Consider the following 16,450-nt stretch of genomic DNA (forward strand, 5'->3'; position numbering starts at 1 on the left):
TCCGCGACCGGCTCTGGGTATGCTCGGCTCCCGTCGAGTTCAAGACCGACTTGCTCACACGGCGCAAGCCGCCGGACCCGTACCGATTGGACGGGGTCAAGCCCACCCATGATGGAACTATTGACGATTTGGTGCGTTACATGATCGAGGTATTGACCAGTTGTTCGCTGGGCGGCGCGGGCGCTGTGGTGCCCACCGCCGCGCGATCCGCCCTCAGGGCAGCCGACTTCGGAGTCGAACGGCCCACCGTGCCGGGCGCACGACGTTCACCTGGGGGTTCGCTCACGTGAAGGCCGACCAGAATGCCCACCGGGCCGATGTGACCCCGGCGTTTCAGACTCGAGCGCGCCGCGGTCGGCTCTTCACCCGATTCTGCACCGTTGTTGCGGCCGGGATGCTGACCGCTTCCGCCGTGGCACCGAGCCAGGCGACCCCGGCAGCGGCCGATCGCTGCGATGGTGGACCAGGTTGGGAGTTCACGTCTGACGAGTTCGACAACTCGTATGGCCGGCACGCCTTCGTCGGCAACGGCTACCTGTCGCAACAAGTGCCGCCGGCGGGCATGGGGTATGCGCAGACCGGTGAGGAGACCGGATTCCCCCTCTTCACACCGCGTTTCGGCGGCGCTTTCACCGCGGGCTTGTACTCCGTGGCTCCGACCAAGCAGAGCTCCGTGCCCCGGCGTGCCATCGCGGCGATACCCACGTGGTCGACGTTGGAGGTACAGCAAGGCGCCCACAAGTACTCGCCCGAAGTGTCCCCGAAGCAGGTGTCGAATTTTCGGCAGACGCTCAACCTCAGGTGCGGGCTACTGCGCACGTCGTTGACGTGGACGACACCAGACGGGCGTGCGACGGACCTGGAGTACCAGGTGCTGGCCGATCGAGCGAACCCGCACGTCGGGGCGGTGCGCCTGAAGATGACGCCGCACTGGAGCGGACCGGCTCAGGTCGTCGACCGAATCGATGGGGCCGGAGCACGGCGGGTACAGCCGACCGGGTCTGGTGCCAACGAAAACACCATTCATGTCGGCTTTTCCACCGACGGGGTGGGTGTGAACGGCGCGGTCGCGTCAACGCTGCAGGCCGGTCCGTCAGCAAAGGTGCGCGAACACCACCACCGCGCCGACGGTCTGACCGCTGAGCATGCCGTCGATTTCCAAGTCGAGCCGGGTCACACCTACGAATTCGCAAAGTTCGTGGGTGTGGACACCAGGCGCCGAGATGCCTCGACCGCGGTGCGGTTCTCCCGGGATGCGGCCGAGCGCGGTTGGGGCAATGTGTTCGCGACGCATGCCGAGCAGTGGTCGCGGTTGTGGCGAAGCGACGTCCAAGTTGTCGGGCGTCCACAGCTGCAGGACGCGTTGCGTTCAACGAACTACGCCCTGCTGTCCAGCATCCGTGAGGGTCAGGCCAGCAGCGTCGCGCCGGCCGGGCTGAGCAGTGACAACTACGCCGGGCTGATCTTTTGGGATACCGAGCTGTGGATGTACCCGAACCTGCTGCTCGCGCACCCCGAAATCGCGCGCAACATCATCGATTACCGGGTGACAACGCTGCCGGCAGCGCGCCGTAACGCGCAATCGATCGGCGAGAAGGGCGCTTTCTACCCGTGGACGAGTGCGGACACCGGCGATGTATACGCCGACTGCCACAGCTGGGATCCGCCACACTGCCTGACCCAAAACCATCTGCAAAGTGACGTCGGGTTTGCCATGTGGCAGTACTACCTGGCCACCGGCGACCGGCGATGGCTACGCCACGACGGCTGGCCGGTCCTGCAGGCGGTCGCCGAGTATTGGGCCGGCCGCGTGCGGGTCAATCGTGACGGGAGCTACTCGGTTGCCAACGTCGCCGGGCCCGACGAGTACAGCAACGGTGTCACCGATGGCGTATTCACCAACGCGGGCGCCGCTATGGCGCTCACCCGCGCCACCGAAGCGGCGCGGCTGATTGGCGAAACGGCGCCCCCGCGATGGGAACAGATCGCCGAACACCTGCGGATTCCGTTCGACCCGAGCCACAAGGTTTTTATGCAGTACGACGGCTACCGAGACAGCACGATCAAGCAGGCCGACTCCGTATTGCTCCAATATCCGTTGGAGTGGCCGATGTCACGTGAAGCCGCGACCAACACCCTCGACTTCTACGCACCGCGCACCGACCCGGACGGTCCTGCCATGACGGATGCCGTGCACGCAATCGACGCGGCCGCCACCGGCGAACCGGGGTGTGCGACCAACACCTACCTGGACCGTTCCGTGCTGCCATACCTCAGAGCGCCATTCGCGCAGCTTTCGGAAACTCGCGATGACAGTGGCAGTGCGCGCACCGGGCCTCCGGCGTTTAGCTTCCTGACCGGCGGCGGCGGATTCACGCAGGTGTTCACCTTCGGTCTGACCGGCCTGCGATTGCGCGCCGACGGCATCGTCGTCGACCCGATGCTGCCGCCGCAGCTCGCCGACGGCGTGGAAGTTGCCAACCTGCATTGGCAGGGCCGCACCTTCGACATCGCTATCGGGCCCCAGACCACACAGGTCAGCCTTCGCGACGGTGAGCCATTCACGGTGCACGCCACGGACCGGGACCATGTGGTGAGCGCGCAAGAGCCGCTGGTCCTCGAGACCCGGCGCCCGGATCTCACACCGACCAGCGATGTCGCTCGGTGCCGACCCGCGACCGCCACATCGGAGGAGCCGGGACGGTACGCCGAGGCTGCGGTCGACGGCAACAACGCGACCAGCTGGGCGCCCAACGGAACCGCGGGCTCCCTCACCGTCGACTTGGGCCAGCCACGGCAGCTCACCAAGATCGCGACGACGTGGACTGATGTTGCGCCGAGCTCCTTGCGCCTGTTCACCTCCGTTGATGGTGAGCATTTCAGCGAAACGGGGACCGAGCTTACGCCGCCGCGGCTAGGGCGTGTCTGCTTAATGTGAATGGTGTTTTGGCTGATGCTGTTTGGGTGATGCGGACGCATGCGATTTCTGATGATTTGTGGTCGCTGATCGTGGCGGTGTTGCCTGCGGGGCGGCGGCGTGGCCGGCCGTGGAACGATCATCGACGTACTCTGGAGGGCATTATCTGGCGTTACCGTACGGGATCTCCGTGGCGTGACCTGCCCGAGCACTTCGGTCCCTGGCAATCGGTGGCCGAGAGGCATCTACGCTGGTCGGTCGATGGCATCTACGCGCGGATCTTCGCGGCGATCGCCTCTGACCTCGACGCCGAGGACGCCGACCTGGGCGCACTGTTGTCGGTCGATTCGACCAGTGTGCGCGCCCACCAACACGCAGCCGGAGCGCGCCCGGGCGCCGCACAGGGGGATCTGTCGAATTACAAGAAATATCTCCATGAGCCCGATGACCACGCCATTGGGCATTCCCGCGGCGGGCTGACTACCAAGATCCACGCCTTGACCGACCAGCTGTGCAGTCCGGTCACCCTGGCACTGTCGGCCGGTCAAGCCGGTGATAATCCGATGCTTTGGCCACTGCTGGCCGCCCGGTGCAGCAACTCATACGCCCCGTTTCACCTGCTGGCGGACAAGGCGTACTCCCATGACTCGACGCGGGCACAGCTGCGCCGGCTCAAGATCGCCCATACCATCCCCGAGCGCAGCGACCAGATCACCCGCCGCAAAGCCAAAGGCCGCAACAGAGGACGGCCTCCGGGGTTCTCAGGCCGAATCTACAAGCACCGCAACACCGTCGAGCGAAGCTTCAACCGGCTCAAACACTGGCGCGCGGTCGCCACCTGCTACGACAAATACGCCCTGACCTACCTCAGCGGTGCCACCCTGGCCGCCATCATCACCTACCACCGCGTCCGCAATTAGCAGACAGGACCTAGCCCGCTACGTGAAACTGGAAGTCACCGGGCCAGCGCAGCAACATGTCGGATTGCGTGAATTGGTGGTAACCGATCGGAGTTGACGTTGCGGGTTTCAGGCGCCGGCCAGTCAGCCGACGGCATCACGGACGCGGGCAGCGACCTGCGATAGCAGCGCCTCGTCGTGCACCGGCGACGCGTTGCTCGGCGCAATCGGTAGCTGGACCCAACTGGTGCACCCCCCGAACTCCGGAACACGGCGCACCCGCACGGGCTCGGCGAGCGGGATCGCCGGCACCACCAGCACGGCAAGCTTGTGTTTGGGCCGGAAGTCGAGCCGCTCGGACCGTACCGACTCTGCGGTCCAGATATGCAGATCCTCGATTTCTCCCAGCCCCTCCGGACGGTTGACGGGCAGTGCGGCAACAACTTTCGCTGCCGCACGGATCAGCAGGTGGTCGTCGATTCTATCGGCAGCGGCGGCGGTCAGTAGATCCCGGTGCTCGGGTCGAACCCGCTCGGTGTGACTGTGCGCCACCGTCGGAAACAGCAAAAACTCTTGCGCCGCAACCTCGAATCGCTTCTCACCGATGCCACCCTTGCGCAGCAGCACCTTCTGGCGCCCGTCCAGTAGCGCGTGCACCGCGGCGCTCCACTCCTTCAGCGCGGGCGTCATGGCGATTGCGAGCCCGCCAACCGCGCCACCACCTCTGGTCGGCGCAACGGCGGAACCGTCTTTGGCGGCTGCCGCCGGGGGGCTAGCCCGGCGAGCAACCGTGTCGTGGTCGCAGTGACTTCGGCGACCGCGGCTTCAAACGCTTCCGCGTTGGCAGCCGAGGGATGGGTGATCCCGCTGACTTTGCGCACATACTGGCGCGCCGCGGCCGCGATATCCTGGGCAGTGGCCGGCGGCTCCAGCCCGCACAGTTCGGTGATGTTCCGGCACATAACTCCACGATAAGCACCATGGGTCCGCGCGACCCCGCTACCCGCCAGCAGGAGTGCGTTGCATCACCCGATAGCGGAATCCGTATTTCTGCTCAGCCACGGCGGTATTCCTGCCGGCCGCTGTCATCGGCATGCCCTGCAGGTATGCGTTCGACTTCGCACTCGCCACCGAGCCGGCCAGGTCGAGCTGCTCATCGGCGGCGGCGTTGGCGAATTCTCGAACCCCAGCACCCCAACTGCTCGGCGTCGACAGGGATCCCGTCAACCGCGCCTTGCCCATTGCCGCCGACACCGGGCGGGTCAGCGTGCCCAAATCCTCCTCGAACTCCGCGGCGGCCCCGCCATGGGCGCCGTGCAGCATCGACCCCCAGTTGTCAACGACAGAGGATCCCGAGCCCCCGGCGCCACTGGCGGTCCCGGGAATGGCTTGCAGCGCTATCGATGTGGAAAACTGCACCATCCCCAGGGCGAAGTAGCTTTGCCCCAACAGCCGGACCACCGTGGTCCTTTCGGCGGGCGTGATGCCGGGCAGGTGCGCTTCGAGCCATTGCGCCAACGCCGCGAGCCGCGGGAAGGCGACGGGTCGCCGGGTCGCCGCCAACAGCGCTGACCCGCCAGCCACCGCGGTTGTGGTGGCGGCTTTTCCCATCGCGGATGCTTGCCACAGTGGTCCAGGCAGGTTGGTCGTCGCGGGCGGCGGCACGAAGGGAGTCAGCCTGGTGGCGGTCGCCGAGGATGCGGCGTAGCCGTACATCGCGGCGGCGTCCTGGGCCCACATCTCGGCGTATTGGGCCTCCGTGACCGCGATCGCCGGGGTGTTCTGACCGAAGAAGTTGGTGACGATGAGCTTCGTCGACAAGACCCGGTTAGCCGCGACCACGGGCGGGGGCACGGTCATGACGAATGCCGCCTCATAGGCGGCCGCGGCCGACCGCGCCTGACTGGCGGTCCGTTCGGCCCGGATGGCGCTGGCGCGCAACCATGCCACATACGGGGCGGACGCACCCACCATCGAAGCCGCCGCCGGACCGACCCACGGCCCACTCGTCAGCTCGGAAATCACCGATGTATAGCCGGAGGCCAGCACACCAAGCTCGAAGGCCACCGCATCCCATGCCGCCGCGGCCGCCAGCATGGATCGCGAGCCTGGGCCGAAATACATCAGCGCAGAGTTGATTTCGGGTGGTCGTGCCCCATAGTCGGCATGCGCCATCAGCGCTTTCCTGATTGGATGCGGTCGCCTGAATACAGGAACGTCTGCATCGGTAACATCGCCATAGGTTGGGTCAGCACTTATGTCCTGGCCGTCGGGCGGGACCGTTATCACGTTGGTCGCGATCACGTTTCAACCGGCAAAGGGTGGGCGTGCCATCACGGTGGGGCGGACACCGTATCGGGGACCCGAACCGGACGCGCCGAGCCCGGGACCGCCAAGCGGCATGCCCCCCAACAGGTTCCCGGCGCCTCCACCATCGGGTGCGAACTTGAGCGTCTCGATCGGCATGCGCGCTGGCATGGACTCGAGATCCGGGACGGACTGCGCCCACGACGGCGGCACCGACAACCGCCCCAGCGACGCGGCGTGCCCCAGATGTGCCGATACCTGCCCGCCGCCGTCAATCAGGCCGCCCAGACCGGATAACCCACTGGCGGCGCCGCCAGTGGCCGCCGCGGTAGTGCCGCTGAGCAATCCCAGGGTCTTGCTCATCTGAATGAAGTTGTTCGCCATCCCAATGCTGAAATAGGGCAAGCCCTCGGTGTTGTAGAAAAAGCTGGCATATGGCTGCAAATCGGTGAGCAGCGCCGAAATCGAGGTGGGGAAAGTCGTTCCGAACAAGATTTGCCACAGCCAACCCAGCGGGGAGTCTGGTGTGGTCGAGGCTGCAATTGGCGCAACAATGCCATGCAACGCCTTGGGGATCTCCGAAATTAGCCGCGACAGCGTTGTTTGACTGGTGCCGGCCAATGTTGCCGCCGAGTGTGCGACCGCAGCGATCTGACCGGAACCGGCGCCGGCCCTAACGATCTGCTGCGGCTGCGTGAACGGGGTCAACTCCGTGGCCGACGAGGTGGCCGCAGCGTACTCGTACATGGCCGCGGCGTCTTGAGCCCACATCTGGCCGTACTCGGTTTCCAAGGTGGTAATCACCGCGATGTTCTGACCGAAGACATTCGATGCGATCAGCTCGGCCAACCGCACCCGATTCGCCGAGATCAGCGGCGGTGGTACCACCGCACCAAACGCGGTCTCGTAGGCCGCCGCCGAGGCTCTGGCCTGCATCGCCGTGTGCTCGGCCTGTGCGGCGGTGGCCCGCATCCAGACCACATAGGGCGCGACCGCATCTGCCATCGCCACCGATGCAGGGCCCAGCCACCCTTCCTCGACCAGCCCGATGACCAGGGATTCATAGCTGGTCGCCGCCGAATCCAACTCCGCGGCAACGCGGTTCCAGACCGATGCCGCAGCGGTCATCGACGTCGACCCCGGACCCATATACATAAGCGCGGAGGTGACTTCAGGCGGTCTGCGCCCAAAATCCATCTCTTCGTCTCCTCACCTCGGAAGTAGCAGCGGTTACGAGATCTGCGCCGGCTGTGCCGCAGGCACCCAAAAAGCGAGGCCGTCAACAGTTTTCCTAAAAAACAGTTGCTATATGCAGTAATTGGCCGCTCGCAGGAAATGGTAGCGTCTATTCACGCGAAACCCAAGTGGGTTCAACACTGTTCACCGTTGATACACCACCCAGCCACTCCAAATTCGGCGCCGAGGGCTGCGGCCCCTTCCTGCCAACCAGCCGGATAGGGGTCCTTGCCAGCGCCGACTACGGTGAAATCATGACCAAAGAAATCCTGCTGATTGATACTGCTGAGCGGGTGCTCACTTTGACCCTCAACCGCCCGCAGTCACGCAATGCTCTATCGGCGGCCCTGCGGGATCAGTTTTTCGCGGCTCTCGCCGCGGCCGAGACCGACGACGACGTCGACGTCATCATCCTCACCGGCGCCGATCCGGTGTTCTGCGCCGGACTGGATCTCAAGGAGCTCGGCGGGCAATCAGCACTGCCCGACATCTCGCCGCGCTGGCCGGCCCTCACCAAGCCGGTGATCGGAGCCATCAACGGTGCCGCGGTGACGGGCGGACTCGAACTCGCCTTGTACTGCGACATCCTGATCGCCTCCGAGCAGGCACGCTTCGCCGACACCCACGCGCGAGTCGGGCTGTTGCCCACCTGGGGCCTCAGCGTGCGGTTGCCCCAGAAGGTGGGCGTGGGCCTGGCCCGGCGCATGAGCCTCACCGGGGACTACCTTTCGGCCACCGACGCGCTGCGCGCGGGCCTGGTCACCGAGGTCTTGGAGCACCAGCAACTGCTGCCCGCCGCGCGCCAAGTCGCGGCGTCCATCGTTGGCAACAACCAGAACGCGGTCCGAGCGCTACTCGCGTCCTACCACCGCATCGATGAGTCTTCGACCGCGCAGGGGCTGTGGCTGGAAGCAACTGCCGCTAGAGAATTCCGGACCAGCGGCGACGATATCGCGGCCAACCGCGAGGCTGTCCTCAATCGCGGACGTTCCCAAGTGCGGTAGCGATCACACCGCGCTTGCCTGAACGCAGAACTGCAGGGATCCTTGCCAGATGACCGATCCCTATGACGTCGTCGTCATCGGTAGCGGTCCAGCCGGATTGAGCAGTGCGTTAACGCTCGCCCGAGCCCGAAGATCCGTCCTGGTCATCGATGGCGGGCAACCGCGCAATGCGCGGTCAGCCGGGGTCCATGATTTCTTGACCCGCGACGGTTGTGCCCCCGCGGATCTCATTTCCGCCGGTCATGCCGAGATTGCGGGTTATGGCGGCCAACTCCGCCAGGGCCAGGTCGTGGCGGCACACCGCAACGGATCGATGTTCGAGCTTTCCATCACAGACGGCAGCACGATTCGCGCACGCAAGCTGCTTATCGCTTCGGGGCTGGTGGACCATTTGCCCGACATCACCGGCCTGGCCGAGCTATGGGGCACCGATGTGCTGTATTGCCCGTACTGCCACGGGTGGGAGGTGCGAGACCAGCCGATCGGCGTCCTGGCGACCGGGCCCGAATCGGTCCATCAGGCCCTCATGTTCCGACAGTGGAGTCCGCGGATCACGCTCTTTCTCAACGGCGCAGTCGATCCGAGCGAACCCGAGCGAGCCCGGCTGCACGCCCGCCAGATCGAAGTCGTAACCTCGCCGGTCACCGAGGTTGTCAGCAGCGACGGGCGGCTAGAGGCCGTCGCGCTCGCCGACGGCAACCGCGTCGCGCTGGCAGCGCTCGCGCTGTTGCCGCGGATGGTCGCCAACACCGATTTCCTAGACCCGCTGGGGCTTCGCTTGGTGACCCACCCGTCGGGTTTCGGCGAGAATCTGCAGACCGATGGCAGCGGCCGTACCTCGGTGCCCGGCGTCTACGCCGCCGGCAACGCGGCCGATATTTCGGCTCACGTGGTCAACTCGGCGTCTTCTGGCCTGCTCGCCGCTATGGCCATCAACGCCGACCTGGTCGACCAGGACACCGAGCAAGCACTTCTGGGGGTTGCTGACCGATGACATCGGGTCCGCGATAGCACCGGTACTGCTCAACGGATGCGCGACTCGGTTCGACTATCGAAGAAGCACACTTCCTGCGGATCGGCCGCGATCGACAACGAGTCCCCTGCACCGACGGTGGTGTGGCGGTCGGACCGGATCACGACCCGCCGGGTCCGTGACGACCACCCGTCCTGGGCGACGGGGGTTGCGTAGATGAACGATTCGAAGCCCAGTTCCTCGACCTGTTCGACGCGAACACCCAATGCTGCGGTCCCATCGCCTCCAACCACATCCCAGGACTCCGGCCGGACGCCAATCAGCACCCGATCGGCGGCGCCGCGCGGAACCGGTATCACCAGACCGGACAGTCGCGCCACCCCATCGGCGACCGGAGCCTCGATGAGGTTCATCGCCGGCGCCCCGATGAAAGTGGCGACGAAAGTGTTCACCGGGTTGTCATACAGTTCCCGGGGCGTGTCAACCTGTTGCAGCACAACGTCTTTGAGTACGGCGACCCGATGGCCCATTGTCATGGCCTCCACCTGGTCGTGTGTGACGTACACGGTGGTGGTGCCCAGCTGACGTTGCAGCCCCGAGATGTGCGATCTGGTGCTCACTCGCAGCTTGGCATCCAAATTCGACAACGGTTCGTCCATGCAAAAGACCCGCGGCCGGCGCACGATGGCTCGTCCCATCGCCACCCGCTGGCGTTGTCCACCCGAGAGCTTCGACGGCTTACGATCCAGCAGCTCGGTCAGTTCCAGCATGCTGGCAACTTCGAGAACTCGTTGCCGAGTGTCCGCTCGCGACATGCCGGCATTGCGCAACGCGAATCCCATGCTCTGCGCCACCGTCATATTCGGGTAAAGCGCGTAGTTCTAGAATACCATCGCGACATCGCGGGCCCGCGGCGGAAGGTCGGTGACATCCGTATCACCGATAGTGATACGACCGCTTTCAACGGATTCCAGTCCGGCCAGCACCCGCAGTATGGTAGATTTGCCGCAACCGGAAGGGCCGACCAGCACCAGAAACTCGCCGTCGGCGATCTCGAGGTCCAGGTTGTTCACAGCGGGCGCACCACTGCCTGGATACCGATAGGTGACCCCGGAGTACTGCACTTTAGCCATGCTGGCGAAGCTTTCGCACGATCTGTCGGTCCAGAATGATCTGCAGCTGCCTTTCAATACTTGCGAATGTCTTTGCCACGTTTGTTCCCCGCAACCCGATGGACTCGAGCCCGGCGGAGATGATTCGATCGGCACCGGGCAGGAAAACCCGCGCGTAGTCCTGCGGGCGGGTGTGGGGAAGCTGGTTGATCGCAACTCTGGCGCGCGGATGATCCGCCAAATACTTCTGTTCGCTGGGGACATCGGCTGCCGACTTTCGCACCGCCAGATATCCGGTGCGCTGACTGAAATAGGCGGTGTTGACCGGGTTGGTGATGTACTCGATGAACCTGAGTGCGTTGCGCTTGCGTTCGTCGGAGAGCTTGGTGGGAATCGCCAGGCCCGCCCCACCCGTCGGGCATCCGGGGGCTCCGCCCGGGCCGGTAGGCATGGGCGCCACACCAAAGTCGAATTTGGCCATCTGGGTAATGCCGGTCAGCGAGCCGGTCGAGGCGACCGCGGAGGCCATGATTCCGGTGGCGAATTCGTTGGCGATGTTGTTGGCGACCGCCGCATAACGCTTGGTATGGATGCTGTCCCGGTAAAAGTTGCCGGCCGCGATGGTGTCGGGGTCGGTGAATCGCAGCGTCCACAGATCCGAGTAAGAACCATCGAAGGTCCAGTTCACTCGTTGGAACGTCCACGAGATCAATTCGGCATTGGCCCAGCCGTGGGCCCACTGCCGTTCATCGACGACGCGTTGTAGCCGCGGACCCCAGTCATCGAATTCTTGCCAACTGTTCGGCCCGCGATCGGGCAATCCGGCACGCTGCCATACCGCCTTGTTGTAGTAGAACAGCGGCGTCGAGCGCGCATAGGGCAACGCGTAATGCCGTCCGTTGAACTCGTAGTCGGCCAGCAGTGTGTCCACATAATCAGAGGTGTCCACACCGATCTGGCGAAATAGTTTATCGAGGGGGGGAAATCACGCCGCTCAAGGCAAAGTGAAACCACCAGATATCGCCCAGTACAACCACATCGGGCACGTCGTCGCCGATAAGTGCGGCGTTGAACTTCTCCGCCACTTCGTCGTAGTCCATGCCGGCATCGACCAATTTGACCGACAAGCCGGGAAACTGCTGCTGAAAACGGTCGATCAGAACCTTCTCCACGCCGGATGATTGACCCGGATGATTGGACCAGAACGAGATCGGTCCGGGCCCCGACTTGATCGAGACGTTGTTGGTGATCCCGGCGCATCCGGCCGTCACTCCGGCCGCGGCAGCACTTGCCAGCGACAGAAACCGTCTGCGATGCATGGAGTTCATGGCCCACTAACCCTTAACCGCACCCGAGGTGAGGCCCTTGATCATGCGCCGCTGCAATCCGATGAAGATGACCAGGATCGGCAACATCGCCAACAGTGTCACTGCCATCACCGGACCCCAGTTCGTCACGCCCTCGGCCTGCTGAAGGAAGGTCAGCCCCACCGGCAGCGGCGCCACCGATTCGTCGTCGGACATCAGAAATGGCCACAGGTATTCATTCCATTCGTTGACGACTGTAATGATGCCGAAGGCCACCATGGTGGGACCGGACATCGGCAACACCACTCGAAATAGCAGTTGCCACCAACGCGCCCCGTCCATCCGCGCGGCCTCGATGACCTCGCTGGGCAGCGACAAAAAGTGATTGCGCATCAGGAAGGTTCCGAACGCGACTCCGGCAAGGGGCAAGATGATGCCGGGAAACGTGTTGCGCAGCCCCAGTTGAGCGATCAGCGCGTAGTTGGAGATGACGGTGATCTGGTTGGGCACCATCAGCGCGGCAATGATAAACAAGAACACCGGGGTTTTGCCCGGGAACTGGACAAACACCAAGCCGAATGCGCTGAACACACCGAGGGCGAACTTCACCACAGCCAGCACCGAGGTGATAATCACCGAGTTACGCAGGAAGGTCCAAAACGGGATCTGCCGGGTGGCCGTCCAATAGTTCTGCGGATACCAGTGCGGCGCCCACCAGTTGGTCGGTTGTGAGTAGATGTCCGCCTGTTCCTTGAACGAGGTGAAGAACACGAACAGCAGCGGCCCGGCCACCACAGCCATCACCAACAACATGGCGACATAGCCGAGCGCACGAACGATGGCCCTCGAGCCGCGCGGGCGCAAGGACATCACTGCTGCTGCCCTCTATCCATGACTCGCACCTGGTAGTAGGTGACGACCAACAGGAAAAGAAACATCATCGTTGCGATGGTGGCGCCGTAGCCGGCGCGGAAGTTTCGGAAGGTCTCCAGATACACCTGGTACACCATCGTTGTGGTCCCGGTTCCTTCCGGTCCGCCGCGGGTCATGACGTTGATTACATCGAACACCTGCAGCGAGTTGATCAGCACGGTAATCGACAGGAAGAAGGTGGTTGGCCGCAACTGCGGCAGCAGTACCCGCCGAAAGCTCGTCCACCGGCTCGCGCCGTCGATTTCTGCGGCCTCCAATAGATCTCGACGCACGCCCTGCAACGCCGCCAGATAGATCACGCAGGTGTATCCGAGGTTCTTCCACACATAGGTGACCGTCACCATGAACAACGCCCAGGGCGTGTCCTGCTAGAAGTCCGGAGCGTTGACCCCGACCCGGTGCAACAAGTCTTGCACCAGACCGAAATGTGGATCGAACACGAACTGGGCTGCCAGACCGACGGCCGCACCCGAGATCACAAACGATGCGAAGACCGTTGAGCGCAACAGGTTTCGCCCGCGCAACGGTTGGTCGAGCAGCATCGCCAGCAACAGTCCCAGCAACATCGATCCGGCCACCGCTGCGGTGGTGATAATCGCCGTGTTGGCCACGATCTGGCGGGTGTCCGGACGACTGAACCACTCGATGTAGTTGGAGAGTCCGACGAATTCCGCGGTGGGATCGGAGATATTCCAGTCAAAGAACGACAACCTGATGTTGTCGACCAATGGGCGGTAGACGAACAGCAACAACAATGCCAGGTTGGGGCCCACCAAAGCGACGAATAGCGCGTAATCCCGCCACGACCGGTTCCGCCGTGGCCGCGTCGTCGTCACCGGCGCAGTGTATCGGCGGTTGCCGGGGAGTTCTCGTCAAGATCCAAGATCGGCGCCGGGCGAGTCAAGCCGTCCCCGTCAAAGCCCACCGACCACTCATCGCCCGCCATCCGACGAAAATCAGCCGCAGCACGATGAAGGTGGCAAGGCCCGACCAGATGCCCGCCAGCCCCCAGCCGTACACCAACGACAGCCAGATGAGCGGTAAGAACCCCGCCAGCGCGCTGACCACGGTCGCGGTACGCATGAAGGCGGCGTCACCAGCACCCAACAACACCCCGTCGAGTGCGAAAACGATTCCGGCAAAAGGTAACTGCGCAACAAGGAACCACCACGGCACGGTGACCGCCGCGAGCACCGCCGCATCGTCGGTGAACAGCGCGGGCAGCACCGGGGCCCCCAGCGCCAAAGCCGCCGCCAACATGCCCGCGGCAAGCAGCGAAAACACTGTCACCCGCCATGCCACCCACTTCGCGTGTGCGGCGTCCCCGGCCCCCAGCGCCGCCCCCACCAGCGATTGGGCCGCAATGGCCAGTGAATCGAGAACCAGGGCGAAAAAGCCCCACAGCTGCAGCACCACCTGGTGTGCAGCCAGAGCGGCAGCGCCGAACCTGGCAGCCACCGCCGCGGCCGAGATAAAACACGCCTGGAACGCCATCGTCCGCACGATCAGATCGCGAGCCAGCACCAATTGCTCCCGCATTATGTGGCGGTCGGGTCGCAACGACACCCGCTCGGCGAGCAGCGCGCCCCCGAACAGCAACGCCGCCAGCCACTGCCCCACCAGATTGGCCACCGCCGAGCCGGCCAGTTCCATTCGCGGCAAGCCCAGCCAGCCGTACACCAGCAGCGGACACAGCAGTGCCGACAACCCAAAACCGGCAACCACGTAGCGCAGCGGCCGAACGGTGTCCTGCACGCCCCGCATCCAGCCGTTGCCCGCGAGCGAGATGAGGATCGCCGGCGTGCCCAAAATGGCGATCCACAGCCAGGGCAGCGCCGCCCCCGCGATATCGCCGCTACCCGCGCGGGCCCCGGCGATCACCGACACCAGGGGCACCGCGGCGGTCTGCACCACGAGGATGGTCAACAGCCCGAGCGCCACCGCCAACCAGGTCGCCTGCACGCCTTCGGCGACCGCCGCCACCCGGTCGCCCGCCCCGTAGTGGCGCGCCGAACGCGCCGTCGTGCCGTAGGACAAAAACGTCGCCTGGGAACCGACCAGGCCCAGAACCAGACTGCCGATGGCCAGACCCGCCAGGGCCAAAGCCCCAAGCCGACCTATCACTGCGGTATCGAACAACAGATACAGCGGCTCGGCGGCCAGCACACCCAGCGCGGGCAACGCCAGCGCTGCGATCTTGCGGCCGCCGGCGTCGGGCCGCACGGCGTCGGGCCCCATTTCCCGCAAAGAGGGTCAGCCCAGCGCTGCGAGCAGCGACGCCACGACGTCATCGATCGAGCCGGTGGTCGAATACCCCGCCGCCAGTAGGTGGCCCCCACCACCGAACGCTGAGGCGACCACGCTCAAATCGATGTCCTTCTTGGCCCGCATCGACACCGACCACTGCTGGGGGTCGACCTCTTTGAAAACGACCGCGACCTCGGCCTGCCGGGTGGTGCGCACGATGTCGACGATGCTCTCCACCTCTTCGGCGCGCGCCCGCGCAAACTCCTGGTGCTCGACGACCGCGTAGACCAATCCCCGACCGGCTACCGCCTCGGGCAGCAGCTGCGCCGAGCCGAGCACCCGGGAGAGCATCGGCAACCACATGAACGGGTGGGTATCCATCAGCGATCGGCTGATCGCGGCGTTGTCCACGCCGATGTCCACCAGCCGGGCCGCCAGCCGCAGGCCGCGCGGACTCGCCCACCTAAACGACCCGGTGTCGGTGGTGAGACCGGCATAGATGCAGTGCGCGACGTCCAGACCGATCGGCTTGCCCCACGCATCGAGAATCTCGGCCACCATCATGGTGGTCGAGTCGGCCGAGCAATCGATGAAGTTGGCCGTGCCGAACTCGGCGTTGGACGCATGGTGATCGATGACCAGCACGCTGCGGGCCGGATCAGCCAGGTCACTGAGCCCACCGAGACGCTTGATGCTGGGGACGTCGACGGTCGCCACCAAGTCGACGTCGCGGCGCATTTCGTCGGCATCGACAAGCAGGGCGCAACCGGGCAGCGACGCCAACGACTCAGGCAGCGTGGCGGGGGCGGCGAAACTCACCTCGACCTGCTTGCCACACCCGTCCAACACCAACGCCAGGGCCAGCCCCGCGCCGATCGTGTCGGCGTCGGGGTGGACATGGGCGATTACCGCGATGCTGTCGGCGGCCGAAAGCAGCTCGGCCGCGCCGACGGCGTCGACGCGCACCCCCGGACATCGCATCTGCTCAATCTTCGGCTTGGTAGTCGTCACCGGTGTTCTCAGCCTCGAGCCCGTCGCTAGTTCGAATGACCAGTCCCCCGGCATCCGACGGTTCGTCGGCCGATCCCCTGTCGCGGTAGGGATCGGCCTCCCCCGCCGGCTTGGCACCGACTCGCACCCGCGCCAGATCTGCGTCGGCGGCGCGGGCACGGGCCAACAACTCGTCCATCCGGTGCACGGTGTCGGACGTGACGTCCCGGGTGAACGTCAGGGTCGGGGTGAAGCGCACGCCAGTGCCAGCTCCGACCTTGGTGCGCAACACCCCCTTGGCCCGTTCCAGTGCCGCCGCGGCGGCCGCGTAGTCCGGCTCATCGTCCAACGTCGGCCCCATCACGGTGTAGTACACCCTCGCATCGTGCAGATCGGCCGTCACCTTGGCGTCGGTGATGGTCACCCCGACCAGCCCCGGATCCTTGATCTCGTACTCGATCGCCGACGCGACGATCGTGGTGATCCGTTTGGCCAGCCGGCGCGCTCGCGCCGGGTCAGCCATGC

The 16,450-nt window shown here is 64.8% G+C and carries 12 protein-coding genes and 3 pseudogenes; 4 read left to right on the top strand and 11 right to left on the bottom strand.

The window, feature by feature from the left end:
• The first annotated feature begins 286 nt into the window (after positions 1-286).
• Together G6N41_RS23655 and G6N41_RS23660 are read left to right on the top strand one after the other, a co-directional pair.
• Complete coding sequence (locus G6N41_RS23655; RefSeq protein WP_198965830.1) at positions 287-2,938, top strand: glycosyl hydrolase family 65 protein; 2,652 nt, start codon at positions 287-289, stop codon at positions 2,936-2,938.
• Positions 2,939-2,964: 26 nt separating this feature from the next.
• Complete coding sequence (locus tag G6N41_RS23660; RefSeq protein WP_407663845.1) at positions 2,965-3,837, top strand: IS5 family transposase; 873 nt, start codon at positions 2,965-2,967, stop codon at positions 3,835-3,837.
• Positions 3,838-3,960: 123 nt separating this feature from the next.
• Here the strand turns inward: G6N41_RS23660 and G6N41_RS23665 are convergent, their stop codons facing one another.
• From G6N41_RS23665 to G6N41_RS23680, 4 genes are all read right to left on the bottom strand, one after another.
• On the bottom strand, positions 3,961-4,506 hold the full coding sequence (locus G6N41_RS23665) for a DUF1802 family protein (RefSeq protein WP_198965831.1): 546 nt from the start codon (positions 4,504-4,506) through the stop codon (positions 3,961-3,963).
• On the bottom strand, positions 4,503-4,778 hold the full coding sequence (locus G6N41_RS23670; RefSeq protein ID WP_198965832.1) for a DUF2277 family protein: 276 nt from the start codon (positions 4,776-4,778) through the stop codon (positions 4,503-4,505). The genes G6N41_RS23665 and G6N41_RS23670 overlap by 4 nt, the downstream gene beginning before the upstream one ends.
• A gap of 37 nt (positions 4,779-4,815) precedes the next feature.
• A complete protein-coding gene (locus G6N41_RS23675; protein WP_198965833.1) occupies positions 4,816-5,991 on the bottom strand; it encodes a PPE family protein in 1,176 nt (391 codons plus the stop codon).
• Between the two features lie 132 nt (positions 5,992-6,123).
• Positions 6,124-7,320 (bottom strand): PPE family protein, encoded by a 1,197-nt coding sequence (locus tag G6N41_RS23680; RefSeq protein WP_198965834.1) that lies wholly within the window; start codon positions 7,318-7,320, stop codon positions 6,124-6,126.
• A 293-nt stretch (positions 7,321-7,613) separates the two neighbouring features.
• Between G6N41_RS23680 and G6N41_RS23685 the strand changes: the two genes are divergently transcribed.
• Positions 7,614-8,363 carry an enoyl-CoA hydratase gene (locus G6N41_RS23685; protein WP_198965835.1) on the top strand — a complete coding sequence of 250 codons (750 nt, stop codon included), beginning with the start codon at positions 7,614-7,616 and terminating at the stop codon, positions 8,361-8,363.
• Positions 8,364-8,412: 49 nt separating this feature from the next.
• The gene (locus G6N41_RS23690; RefSeq protein WP_198965836.1) at positions 8,413-9,357 is read left to right on the top strand and encodes an NAD(P)/FAD-dependent oxidoreductase; all 945 of its coding nucleotides are present in this window, start codon (positions 8,413-8,415) and stop codon (positions 9,355-9,357) included.
• Between the two features lie 29 nt (positions 9,358-9,386).
• Here the strand turns inward: G6N41_RS23690 and G6N41_RS23695 are convergent.
• The 7 genes and pseudogenes from G6N41_RS23695 to rbfA all read right to left on the bottom strand — a co-directional run bounded on the left by G6N41_RS23695 (position 9,387) and on the right by rbfA (position 16,448).
• Positions 9,387-10,469: pseudogene (locus G6N41_RS23695) on the bottom strand (ABC transporter ATP-binding protein).
• Positions 10,462-11,776: pseudogene (locus tag G6N41_RS23700) on the bottom strand (ABC transporter substrate-binding protein). Before G6N41_RS23700 ends, G6N41_RS23695 begins: the two co-directional pseudogenes overlap by 8 nt.
• A 6-nt stretch (positions 11,777-11,782) precedes the next feature.
• Entirely contained in the window at positions 11,783-12,625 is an 843-nt protein-coding gene (locus G6N41_RS23705) for a carbohydrate ABC transporter permease (RefSeq protein WP_198967992.1), read from the bottom strand.
• Positions 12,625-13,524: pseudogene (locus G6N41_RS23710) on the bottom strand (carbohydrate ABC transporter permease). Before G6N41_RS23710 ends, G6N41_RS23705 begins: the two are co-directional and overlap by 1 nt.
• Positions 13,525-13,588: 64 nt before the next feature.
• Positions 13,589-14,926, bottom strand: coding sequence for an MATE family efflux transporter (locus G6N41_RS23715; protein ID WP_198965837.1), 1,338 nt, complete (start codon positions 14,924-14,926; stop codon positions 13,589-13,591).
• A gap of 15 nt (positions 14,927-14,941) precedes the next feature.
• Positions 14,942-15,916 (bottom strand): DHH family phosphoesterase, encoded by a 975-nt coding sequence (locus tag G6N41_RS23720; RefSeq protein WP_198967993.1) that lies wholly within the window; start codon positions 15,914-15,916, stop codon positions 14,942-14,944.
• A gap of 4 nt (positions 15,917-15,920) precedes the next feature.
• Complete coding sequence (rbfA, locus tag G6N41_RS23725; RefSeq protein WP_198965838.1) at positions 15,921-16,448, bottom strand: 30S ribosome-binding factor RbfA; 528 nt, start codon at positions 16,446-16,448, stop codon at positions 15,921-15,923.
• Positions 16,449-16,450 lie beyond the last annotated feature (2 nt).

Source organism: Mycobacterium shottsii (genome assembly GCF_010728525.1).
GTDB lineage: Bacteria > Actinomycetota > Actinomycetes > Mycobacteriales > Mycobacteriaceae > Mycobacterium > Mycobacterium marinum.

What these genes read in the sequence shown, in the direction of transcription:
- G6N41_RS23665 (WP_198965831.1), bottom strand. Translation starts at nt 4,506, where the DNA reads ATGACGCCCGCGCTGAAGGAGTGGAGCGCCGCGGTGCACGCGCTACTG.
- G6N41_RS23670 (WP_198965832.1), bottom strand. Translation starts at nt 4,778, where the DNA reads ATGTGCCGGAACATCACCGAACTGTGCGGGCTGGAGCCGCCGGCCACT.
- G6N41_RS23675 (WP_198965833.1), bottom strand. Translation starts at nt 5,991, where the DNA reads ATGGCGCATGCCGACTATGGGGCACGACCACCCGAAATCAACTCTGCG.
- G6N41_RS23680 (WP_198965834.1), bottom strand. Translation starts at nt 7,320, where the DNA reads ATGGATTTTGGGCGCAGACCGCCTGAAGTCACCTCCGCGCTTATGTAT.
- G6N41_RS23685 (WP_198965835.1), top strand. Translation starts at nt 7,614, where the DNA reads ATGACCAAAGAAATCCTGCTGATTGATACTGCTGAGCGGGTGCTCACT.
- G6N41_RS23690 (WP_198965836.1), top strand. Translation starts at nt 8,413, where the DNA reads ATGACCGATCCCTATGACGTCGTCGTCATCGGTAGCGGTCCAGCCGGA.
- G6N41_RS23705 (WP_198967992.1), bottom strand. Translation starts at nt 12,625, where the DNA reads ATGTCCTTGCGCCCGCGCGGCTCGAGGGCCATCGTTCGTGCGCTCGGC.
- G6N41_RS23715 (WP_198965837.1), bottom strand. Translation starts at nt 14,926, where the DNA reads ATGGGGCCCGACGCCGTGCGGCCCGACGCCGGCGGCCGCAAGATCGCA.
- G6N41_RS23720 (WP_198967993.1), bottom strand. Translation starts at nt 15,916, where the DNA reads ATGCGATGTCCGGGGGTGCGCGTCGACGCCGTCGGCGCGGCCGAGCTG.
- rbfA (WP_198965838.1), bottom strand. Translation starts at nt 16,448, where the DNA reads ATGGCTGACCCGGCGCGAGCGCGCCGGCTGGCCAAACGGATCACCACG.